Origin of the sequence: Pseudomonas sp. BF-R-26 (genome assembly GCF_019947395.1) — a bacterium.
Lineage (GTDB): Bacteria > Pseudomonadota > Gammaproteobacteria > Pseudomonadales > Pseudomonadaceae > Aquipseudomonas > Aquipseudomonas farris.
In genome coordinates, this window is sequence record NZ_JAGYGK010000006.1 from 373,621 (window position 1) to 383,529 (window position 9,909).

The 9,909-nt window shown below is 60.8% G+C and carries 9 protein-coding genes; 1 reads left to right on the forward strand and 8 read right to left on the reverse strand.

The genetic code is table 11. The features are described 5' to 3' along the window. Positions 1–6 precede the first annotated feature (6 nt). Positions 7–1,716: a ShlB/FhaC/HecB family hemolysin secretion/activation protein gene (locus KGB18_RS11390; protein WP_223569917.1), complete on the reverse strand. Its 1,710-nt coding sequence runs from the start codon at positions 1,714–1,716 to the stop codon at positions 7–9. Positions 1,717–1,828: 112 nt separating this feature from the next. Between KGB18_RS11390 and KGB18_RS11395 the strand changes: the two genes are divergently transcribed. Then, positions 1,829–2,338, forward strand: coding sequence for a hypothetical protein (locus KGB18_RS11395; protein ID WP_223569903.1), 510 nt, complete (start codon positions 1,829–1,831; stop codon positions 2,336–2,338). A 175-nt stretch (positions 2,339–2,513) separates the two neighbouring features. Here the strand turns inward: KGB18_RS11395 and KGB18_RS11400 are convergent, their stop codons facing one another. From KGB18_RS11400 to KGB18_RS11430, 7 genes are read right to left on the reverse strand one after another with little or no spacing between them, the layout of a single operon-like run. Continuing rightward, entirely contained in the window at positions 2,514–3,941 is a 1,428-nt protein-coding gene (locus KGB18_RS11400) for an FAD/NAD(P)-binding protein (protein WP_223569904.1), read from the reverse strand. A gap of 14 nt (positions 3,942–3,955) precedes the next feature. Then, positions 3,956–4,723, reverse strand: coding sequence for an ABC transporter ATP-binding protein (locus KGB18_RS11405; RefSeq protein WP_123722269.1), 768 nt, complete (start codon positions 4,721–4,723; stop codon positions 3,956–3,958). Positions 4,724–4,726: 3 nt separating this feature from the next. Further along, positions 4,727–6,067, reverse strand: a complete 1,341-nt coding sequence (locus KGB18_RS11410) for an ABC transporter substrate-binding protein (protein WP_123722268.1) — start codon at positions 6,065–6,067, stop codon at positions 4,727–4,729. A 25-nt stretch (positions 6,068–6,092) separates the two neighbouring features. Beyond that, entirely contained in the window at positions 6,093–7,142 is a 1,050-nt protein-coding gene (locus KGB18_RS11415; RefSeq protein WP_201060762.1) for a branched-chain amino acid ABC transporter permease, read from the reverse strand. A gap of 4 nt (positions 7,143–7,146) precedes the next feature. Continuing rightward, complete coding sequence (locus KGB18_RS11420) at positions 7,147–8,028, reverse strand: branched-chain amino acid ABC transporter permease (RefSeq protein ID WP_123722266.1); 882 nt, start codon at positions 8,026–8,028, stop codon at positions 7,147–7,149. Next, positions 8,028–8,804, reverse strand: a complete 777-nt coding sequence (locus tag KGB18_RS11425; protein ID WP_123722265.1) for an ABC transporter ATP-binding protein — start codon at positions 8,802–8,804, stop codon at positions 8,028–8,030. Before KGB18_RS11425 ends, KGB18_RS11420 begins: the two co-directional genes overlap by 1 nt. Beyond that, complete coding sequence (locus KGB18_RS11430; RefSeq protein WP_123722264.1) at positions 8,801–9,706, reverse strand: AMP-binding protein; 906 nt, start codon at positions 9,704–9,706, stop codon at positions 8,801–8,803. The genes KGB18_RS11425 and KGB18_RS11430 overlap by 4 nt, the downstream gene beginning before the upstream one ends. Positions 9,707–9,909 lie beyond the last annotated feature (203 nt).

Consider the following 9,909-nt stretch of genomic DNA (forward strand, 5'->3'; position numbering starts at 1 on the left):
AATGAATTAAAGAAACAGGTCGACCTGGAAGTAGATCGGCGCCTCGCGCTCGGTGAGCACGGAGGGGCGTTCCAGCGAGTGGGCGAACGTCACGCGAGTGGCGAGGTACTTGCCACGGGCGAAGAGTTCCAGAGAGTTGCTGGACATTCGGCCATGCACTTCGCTGTTGTATCGGTCATTGCTGATCACGCCTTGGTCATAGCCGACACTGGTGCCGTACTCGCTCAGTGCCGGGCGCAGCCAATCGACAGTCACCGGGCGGGTCCAGCGCAGTTCGTTGCGCCAGTAGCCGCCGCTGTCCCCGGATAAAAACTGGTCTTTATAACCACGCACCGATGAGCTGCCACCCAGGCTGATGCGTTGCGGACTGAACAACACGTCTTCACTGCGCTGGCCCGTGGCGAGGCTGCTGAACGTGAATGACTCGCCCAGCCAGTTGAACGGCAACAGGAAACTGGCGGTGGCGGTGTACTTTCGATAGCGAGCGTTGGCGGTAAGATTGCCGGCATCATCACGACGCTGGTCGTTGCCTTGTGCATCCAGCGCGCCGATGCCCTGCTGCATGCCCAGGTCCAGGTTGACGAACGAATGGCCGATACGCCGGCCGTGGTTGATACCCAACTGGGCTTCGGTAATACGCTGGCTGCTGTTATCCAGACGGCTATCTTCGATGTAGTTGTTTGTGCGCAGATGGGCGAAGCCGGCATTGATCGAAGTTTTGCTCACCGCATCGCGATGGACGAGGCGCTCGGCGCGAAATTGATGATTCTCGCTGTCGCCGCTCTGGCTGAAGTTGAAACCATTGCCTTGGGCCTGGGAGCGGTATTCGCTCTGGCTGTAGGTATAACTGAAGTTCCACCAGCCCCAAGGCACGTTGTAATAGAGCATGGCGTTTTTCGAGGTTTTCTGGTGATCGCTCACCGCGTCATGGCCGCCTCGCAACATCAACTGGTCGGCCAGCCCCAGCGGGCTGTCCCACTCAAAGCCTGCGCCCCACTGTTGTTCACCGGTGCTTTTCTGACCGTCGTTGTTACGGGACAAGTTGGCACGCCAAGGCTTTTGCGGGTTGTTCTTGACCAGCACGCTGCTGCCGCCAACCTGAACGCCAGGGGTCAGTTCCATTTGCGCCTGGTTGGAGGGCAAGCGGTTCAACTGATCCACCAGTTGTTCTATTTCACGAAGATTGAGCAATTCGCCCGTTTTACCGGGGAAGGTCATCGACAGTTCCCGATCGGAGATATGGCTGTCGTCAGCGCCCTTCAAACCCTCGAGTTTGCCCTCGACTACAAACACACTTAAGTGGCCGCTGGAGAGGTCTTGCTGCGGCAAGTAAGCGCGGCTGGTGATCATGCCCTTGCCGATGTAATGGTCGGTGATGACCTTGAGCAATTCGTTGAGTTGCGAGACGCCCAGGCATTGACCGATATAAGGCTTGAGCAAGCGCTCGCGGGCGGCAGCGGACAGACTGTCGGCGCCCTTGAGTTCGATGTCTTTGATAGGAAAGCAACGGGTATCCACCGGGGCGGCCGGTGTTGCGGGCAATGTTGGCTTGCCCGGCAGTTCCTTGAGTTCTTCAAGGCGACGCTGCTGTTCTTCAATCAGGCGGTTCTGGCGATCGCGGATCAGGTCCTGGTCGCCCGGCGTTGGCAGGCTGGCGCCATCGGCGCTGCTCTGTGTACCCAAGCCAACCAATAGCGCGCACAGCACCGGCCACATCCGTGGGGAGATAAGCATAACGCTCCATGTCATAAGTGCTGAGGGCGCACATTGAAGCCCGCAGGGGAAGGGTCGTGGTCACCCTGAAATTGATGTCAGAAATACTGGCTAAATGACGCCAGCCATCATGGACGGTAAACAGACCCAACATATTTTGAAAAATTCAGCCGACAAGGAAATTAATTCCAACTGTGTCAGGCCAACTGAACCACGCAGCGGGCTCGATACAGCGGCGAGAGGCTTGCCCCCGTTGGGTTGTGGCCAGCAGGGTTTCGTTATCGACCTCGGGGTCGACGTGGGAAATGGTGCCGGGTTTGCGTTTGATGTCTGTGGAGGGTTGGCGGGTTTGGGTAGTGTCGAGGGCGCGGTTGTAGGCAGTGGTGCAAGGCCGAATGGCCTGAGTGGGTATCTGGAAGTGTCGTTTAAACAATGCTTGTTTAGTGGCCTGACACCGAACCTTGTAGCGGCTGTACTGGCCTCATCGCGGGCAAGCCCGCTCCCACAGGTATCTGCTGTGACCAAAGGATTTGTGAACGACACCGATCACTGTGGGAGCGGGCTTGCCCGCGATGAGGCCAGAAAAAACACCGTCCAACTTTCGGTCAAACCACTGGATAAATAAATTCTTTCCCTTTTCCCGCTCACTTCGGGTTTTGTGGTGAATGGGCTAGCCCTATCGCGGGCAAGCCCGCTCCCACAGGTATCTGCTGTGACCAAAGAACTTGTGAACGACACCGATCACTGTGGGAGCGGGCTTGCCCGCGAAGAGGCCCGAAAAAACACCCTCCAACTTTCAGTCAATCCACCAATCGCGCCGCAAGAAACTTGGCCTGGCTCGCTACATCAGTCACCGCCGTACTCTCCCACCACATCCCGCGCAACGGTGGACCCATGGCGAACAAACGGCGGGCGGCCTGCCCATCGGCGCTTAGCACTGCGCCGTCATCCGCCGCCGCAATGCCCAACGCCAATGGCCCCGGCCGCACTAGCCCACGCGCCAATAACTGCTGCGGCAATGGCCGCGCCACCCGGCGCCAGTCGTATTCGATGCCGCTGGAGTTGATCAGCGCCGCGCCATGCACCACGCAGGTTTGCGCCTCGCCCCGACGACGAATACGAATGCTGACCTCCCCGCTCAACGAAGGCTCCAACCCTTTGAAAGATGCAGCCTGAATCCGCAACCGCCCTTCCCCGTGCAGCCGCGCCACCAACTCGGCACTCAACGGCGGCGAGCGATGGTGATGGCTTTCCCACCATGGCCGCACATGCCGCACAAACTGCCGACGTTGCACATCCGTCGCCTGACTCCACAACCGCCCGATGTGCACCCGCACGGTGTCGAGTGGCGCTTGCCAGTCGATGCCTTGGGCGATGGCGTCGCGGCAATGCCGGCGCAGTTCGCGCATCAACTGTCGTGGCGTGCGAATGCTGTGATCCTCGGCGAGAAAATCCGCCCACACCGGCGGCTGCCGCCGTACATGGGGCAATAGCCCATGCCGGGAAAACACTTCGATCGGCCCACGATGTCCGGCCTGTTCCAACGACACCACGGCATCGACCATGGTCAGGCCCGAACCGATGATCAGCACCGTCGACTGCGGATCGAGCTGACGCATGGCGGTCACATCCCATGGATCGAGCGCCGCTGCGTTCAAGCCGCTGGACTCGGTTTGCGGCGTGCGCGCGGCGGGGAACATGCCAGTGGCCAGCACCGCATAGGCGCCCTGTAAACGTTGCCCGTCACTCAAGGTCAGCAATACAGCGTTGTCCAGGGTTTGCAGGTCGACCACCTCGGCCCGTACATGCTCGACACTCGAACCATTCAATGCGCCCACCGCCTGCGCCTCGGCCAAACGCTGCTGCACATAAACGCCAAACAGCCCGCGCGGCGGAAACAGCTCGCTGATCGGCACATGCTGCTGATCCGACTCCGACCAACCACCCGCCGCAATGTACTCGGTCAGCCATTGGGTCAAATCATCAGCGTTGTCAGGATCGACGCTCATCCGCGCCGCGTTGCCGTTGAGCGTATGGCCCAACTCCACCGCGCTGTACGCTTCGCCCCGACCGAGTTCGGCGCGGGGTTCGATCACCAGCACCTGACGCTTGCCCGGCAAGCGCAGCAACTGCGCCGCCAGCATCGCGCCGCTGAGGCCGCCGCCGATGATCAGGATGTCCGCGTGGCGGATGGCGTCGCTCGCCTGTCCGCTTTGGGTGTCAGTCATGGCGTTCTCATTGATCAGTGTTTACCTAAATAGAAGTCGTGCAGATCGCCCCGTGCCAGCAACTCATCGGCGGTGCCGGACAGCACCACGCGACCAGTGTCGAGAACGTAGGCCTTTGAGGCGTACTTGAGTGCCACGTTAATATTTTGCTCGGCAATCAGGAAGCTCACCTGCTCGTCTCGATTGAGTTGCGCCACGATTTCGAAAATCTCCTGGACGATAATAGGCGCCAAACCCATGGAAGGTTCATCGAGCAGTACCAAAGTAGGACGTGTCATCAACGCGCGGCCAATGGCGACCATCTGCTGTTCACCACCGGAGGTCAGCCCGGCCCGGGTCTTGCGCTTGGTTTTCAGGCGTGGAAACCAGGCGTAGATGCGCTCCAGATCCGCCGCCAGGTCCTTGCGGCTCAGGCCGCGAACGAAGCCGCCGCTGCGCAGGTTGTCCTCCACCGTCAGTTGTGGGAACACGTGCCGGCCCTCCAGCACATGCACCATGCCCTGGCGCACGCGAACGCTCGGATTAACCCCTGCGGTATCGCGCCCGAGAAACTCAATCGTCCCTCGACTGACTTCCGCGCGCTCGGCCCGCACCAACCCGGAAATCGCCTTGAGCGTGGTGCTTTTGCCCGCACCATTGGCCCCGAGCAACGCGACGATGCCGCCCTTGGGCACCGTCAGCGACACCCCGGCCACGGCCAGGATCGCCCCGTCGTAGATCACCTCGATGTCTTTGACTTGCAACAGGTCATTGGCGGCAATGTCGCTGGCGGCTTGGCTCATACGTTATTCATCCCCGGTGCAGGTGCGTGGCGTCAGGCCTTTTTCCTTGGCGAACGCAGCGGATTTTTCATCGATCAATGGCCGCAGCAACGCGCGGTCGGCGGGGATCCAGTCGCTGATCAGCGTCCAGTTGGCGCCGTCCCACTGTTGCACCCGCGCCGAACCGCCACCCTCATGATCCTTGCAGGACAGCTTGAGGTTCTGCATCAAGCCGAAGTAGCCCATGTCCTTGAGCCGCGCGTCGTCGATGTTCAGGTGCTCCAGGCCCCAGCGCCCTTCTTCGCCGTTAAGCGGCCGCTTGCCGAATTTGCCTTGGGCGGTACGGATCGCTTCCACCATCACTGCCGCGTTCACCAGCCCGGAGTTGTAATAGACGCTGCCGAAATTCTTCAGGTCCTTGAGGTCGCTTTTGCCCTTGTCGAGGATGGCTTGCTTGAGGCGTTTATGGATCTCGAATTCGCTGCCGGCCGGGTATGGCGTCAGCGCCAGATAACCTTTGGCGGCGGCGCCCGCGGGCAACACGTCTTCGCTGGAACTGGCCCAGATGTCGCCGACGATGTGGTCTACCGGGAAGCCGAAACGCGCGGCCGTCTTGACCGCCACCGGCGTCGACACGCCCCAGGTGCGCAGGAACACCCAGTCCGGGTTGGCCTGGCGCACTTGCCGCCATTGCGCCGATTGCTCGTTGCCTGGATCGGCTACCGGGATCTGGATGTTTTCGAAGCCGTATTTTTCAGCCAGCAATTTCAACGGACCGAGGGTTTCTCGACCGTAAGCCGAGTCGTGATAAACCGTGGCGATTTTCTTGCCCTTGAGTTTGTCGAACCCGCCCTCGCGCTGAGCGATGTAGTTGATCAGGCTCGAGGCCTCGCTGTAGAAGGTCAGCATCACCGGAAAGTTGTAAGGGAACACCGTGCCGTCGGTGGCTTCGGTGCGACCGTAGCCGAGGGTGATCAGCGGGATCTTGTCGACTTCCGCCCGCTCGCTCAGCGCATACGCCGCCGGTGCACCATTGGGTGAATAGATCGCCACCGGGGCACCATCCAGACCTTTCTTGAAGCGCTCATAGCACTCGATGCCCTTCTCCGCCGTCCACTCGGTTTCGCATTCCTGCCAGACCAGTTTGACGCCGTTGATCCCGCCTTCCACATCATTGATGTAGTTCAGGTAATCGAGCATGCCGGCCCACACTTGCACACCGCTGGAGGCGTAAGCGCCGACCCGGTAAGTGGCCAACGGGAAGAACTGCTGGTCTGGCGAGGCCTGAACCATCGGCACCGCACTGCCGAAAATCGCCAGCGTCAGAGCGGCGCCGGCCAACGAACGTTTCAAGGATGCACGCATGTTGTCTCTCTACCAGGTTGGGGATTCAGAAGCGCAGCGGCCAGTGACTCAGCCGTTCACGAAGGTTGCTCAAGAGGCGAATCAGGCCTTCCGGTTCCTTGATCAGAAACAGGATGATCAGCACGCCGAAGATGATTTTTTGCAGGTTCTGCAACTGGCCGGCGTCCACCGAACCACCGAACAAGGCTTGCCCGGCGTGGCTGAGCAGGATCGGCAGCAAGCTGATAAACGCCGCGCCGACGAAGTTGCCGGCGATGCTGCCCATGCCACCGATAATGATGATGAACAGGATCTGGAACGACCGGTTGATATCGAAGCTGCTGGCGCTGGCCGTGCCCAGATAAGCAAAGGCCCACAGCGCCCCGGCGATGCCTAGGTAAAACGAGCTGACGGCGAACGCCAGGTGCTTGTAGCGCACCACCGGAATGCCGATGACTGCGGCGGCAGTGTCCATGTCGCGGATCGCCATCCAGTTGCGGCCGATCTGGCTTTTCACCAGGTTCACAGCAACCCAGGTCAGTAGCAGAACGGTAGTCAGAGTCAGCAGGTAGCGGCCCAGCGGCGTGTTCAGATCATGGCCGAACAGGGCCAGTTTCGGCGCGGAAATGGTCCCGGACGAACCGTAGTTGTAGAACCATGGGAATTTGACGAACAGCCACTCCAGGAAAAACTGCGCGGCCAATGTGGTGACCATCAGGTAAAAGCCCTTGATCCGCGAACTCGGCAGGCCAAAGACAAACCCCACCACCGCGCTGATCACCCCGCCGCCGAGCAGCGCCACCGGCAAGCCCAGCTCTGGCAAACGCAGCAGAAAACCGTAGGTGGCAAAGGCGCCGACCGCCATGAACCCGGCCGCGCCGACCGAGGTCTGGCCGGTGTAACCGGTGAGCAGATTGAGGCCAAGCCCGGCCAGGGACAGCACCAGGAACGGGATCAGAATCGCGTTCAGCCAATAGTCGTTGCCGGTCAGCGGCACGACCACGAAGGCGATCAACAACAACGCAATCAAACCAATCGGCACACGGCGCTGGATCAACACCGCCGGCGCGGTTTCGCGGGTAAGGGAAATCGACATGGGTTCAGACTCGCTCGATGGCGCGCTCGCCGAACAGGCCGGCGGGACGGATGTACAGGAAGGCCAAAGCCAGGACGTAAGCGAACCACGGGGTAATGCCACCGCCGATCAGCGGGCCGATGTACACCTCGGCAAGGTTCTCCGCCGCACCGACGATCAACCCGCCGACAATCGCCCCGCCAATCGAGGTGAAGCCGCCGATGATCAACACCGGCAAGGCCTTGAGCACCACCAGCGACAGCGAGAACTGCACGCCTTGGCGCGCGCCCCACAACAATCCCGCCACCAGCCCGACAATGCCGGCCACCGCCCAGACGATCTGCCAGATGCGGTTGAGGTTGATGCCGATCGACAGCGCGGCGGTGGTGTCATCCGCCACCGCGCGCAGGGACACACCAATGCGGGTTTTGTTGAACAGCAGCGCCAGCACCGTCACCAGCACGATGGCGGCCGCTGCGGCAATCAGGTCGAACTGGCTGACCATCATCCCGCCGATGAACAGCGGCACGTCGTCGATGCCCAGATCCAGCGCCCGCACTTGCGAACCCATCAAGCCCTGAGCCAGACCTTCGATGATGAACGACAACCCGAGGGTGGCCATGAACAGGGTGATCTGCGAGCGATTGACCAGTGGCCGCAACACCAGCCGTTCGATCAGCAGCGCGCCGATGATCATCACCACAACTGTCAGCAACAGCGCCAAGGCGAACGGCACGCCTTGATCGTGCAGGCTGACAAAGGTCAGCGCGGCGAACAGCAGCATCGCGCCCTGGGCGAAATTGAACACGCCGCTGGCCTTGTAGATCAGCACGAAGCCGATCGCGACCAGCGAGTACATAGTTCCGGCGAGTAAGCCGCCGAGCAGGGTTTCGAAGAAGAATGTCATCAGTGCACCACGCCCAGATACGCCGCGATGACGTCGGGATTGGCCTGCACCTGGGCCGGCGTGCCGTCACCGACCTTGCGCCCGTAATCGAGCACCACCACATGGTCGGACAGGCCCATGACCACGCTCATGTCGTGCTCGATCAATACCACCGTGGTGCCGAGGTCGCGGTTGATGTCGGCGATGAAGCGGGCCATTTCCTGCTTCTCTTCGGCGTTCATCCCGGCCATCGGCTCATCGAGCAACAACAGGCTGGGGCCAGCGATCAAGGCACGGCCAAGCTCCACACGTTTTTGCAGACCGTAGGACAGCTTGCCCACCGGCACATCGCGATGGGCTTGCAGTTCGAGGAATTCGAGAATGCCCTGGGCCTGCCGACGGAAGTCTTCAGCCTCACGCCGGGCTCTTGGCAGGTTCAGCGCCTGCTCAATGAAACGGCTGCGCAGGTGCCGTGACAGGCCGGTGAGGATGTTGTCGATCACGCTCATTTTCTTGAACAGTGCGTTGTTCTGGAATGTGCGGCCGATGCCCCGGCGTGCGGCGCTCAGCGGGTCGATACGCTTGAACGGCTGTTGCTCGAACACAATCGATCCGGCATCGAAGCGGTACACGCCGTTCAGCACGTTGAGCAACGAACTCTTGCCCGCGCCGTTGGGGCCAATCAGCGCGCAGACCTCGCCCCGGCGCACATCGAACGACAGTTCATTGATCGCCTTCACGCCTTTGAAGGACAGGGAAATACCGCTGACTTGCAGAATGGAGTCGGTCGAGCTCATGCGATGTCCCGTTTGAATTCAGCGAGCCAGGTCGGCTCGGGTTGAGCATCGGAAATGCGGGGGGCTTGCCAGATGAAATGCAGGTTGTGGAAGCCCAACAGGCGGCGAACGCGGTTCTTGATCAAGCGTTGCAGGCCTTTTTCGGGATGGGCGATGGCCCAGTCGCAGAGGTGTCGACGCCAAGTGCCATTGGGGGCGAGGCGGCTTTCGATTTCTGCGGCCAATAGTTGCAGGCGTTCGGTGGACAGCAGCAGCCCGGACGGTGCCACTTCACGACGGTCGCGGCTGGCGCTACCGGGGCTTTCCGGGAAGGCCAGGGATTGGCCGCTGGTCAGCCATTGTTCCAGCAGCACCGTCAGGCCGTGCTGCCACTGGGTGCCCTCTTCGCTCCACAGTTGCGCGTCTTGATTCCAGCGGTTAAGGCGTTGCGCAGGTTCTACCGGGCCGAACAACTCGGCGAAATTCAGCAGCGTCAGGCCTTGGTTGATCCAGAGTTGCTGCGTCTGTCGTCCCTGGACGAACGCGTGGGTCGGGCGGCTGCGCCATAGGGCTTTGTGCAGGGCTTCGGAGTCAAGGTTGTCCGGCAGTGTCAGCAGTTCAGCGCCGATGTGCCGGGCGGCCAGTGCGAGCAGCAACAGATTTGGCTCGAACGCACCGCTCAAGGCCAGGCGCGAGTCTTCGGTAAAACCCTGCTGTCGCAAACCATCGGCCAACCGCTCGACATCGCGCAAAACATCGATCCAGCGCCAGACGAACCACTGACCGTGACGCTTGTGGCGCAAAGCCGGCTGCAACGGACTGACCTGCGCCCAGTGCTGCAGCTGCTCCGGGGCGCGAGGCGCCTTGACCTGCCATTCCGCGGTGTCCGCGATGGGCGGACGTTTGAGTTCATGCACGCTCATAGGCTTACCTTTTATCCATGGGCAAAAGCGTGCGGTGGTCCGCTGGGCTGGAATCTGTAAAACACCACCGTCCCAATGTGGGAGCAACTGTCTTGATGACCTTTATTTTGAAGGCATATTGATAGACAGCTGAACTCCCACAGCTTTAGGCCATGCGATGCCCTACAGGAACACCGCGACCCGTTTAGGCCAAGGGTTCTTTC

Bases quoted from the DNA above. Each gene is read 5' to 3' on its own strand.
- KGB18_RS11390 (WP_223569917.1), bottom strand. From the start codon at position 1,716: ATGTGGCCGGTGCTGTGCGCGCTATTGGTTGGCTTGGGTACACAGAGC.
- KGB18_RS11395 (WP_223569903.1), top strand. From the start codon at position 1,829: ATGACGCCAGCCATCATGGACGGTAAACAGACCCAACATATTTTGAAA.
- KGB18_RS11400 (WP_223569904.1), bottom strand. From the start codon at position 3,941: ATGACTGACACCCAAAGCGGACAGGCGAGCGACGCCATCCGCCACGCG.
- KGB18_RS11405 (WP_123722269.1), bottom strand. From the start codon at position 4,723: ATGAGCCAAGCCGCCAGCGACATTGCCGCCAATGACCTGTTGCAAGTC.
- KGB18_RS11410 (WP_123722268.1), bottom strand. From the start codon at position 6,067: ATGCGTGCATCCTTGAAACGTTCGTTGGCCGGCGCCGCTCTGACGCTG.
- KGB18_RS11415 (WP_201060762.1), bottom strand. From the start codon at position 7,142: ATGTCGATTTCCCTTACCCGCGAAACCGCGCCGGCGGTGTTGATCCAG.
- KGB18_RS11420 (WP_123722266.1), bottom strand. From the start codon at position 8,028: ATGACATTCTTCTTCGAAACCCTGCTCGGCGGCTTACTCGCCGGAACT.
- KGB18_RS11425 (WP_123722265.1), bottom strand. From the start codon at position 8,804: ATGAGCTCGACCGACTCCATTCTGCAAGTCAGCGGTATTTCCCTGTCC.
- KGB18_RS11430 (WP_123722264.1), bottom strand. From the start codon at position 9,706: ATGAGCGTGCATGAACTCAAACGTCCGCCCATCGCGGACACCGCGGAA.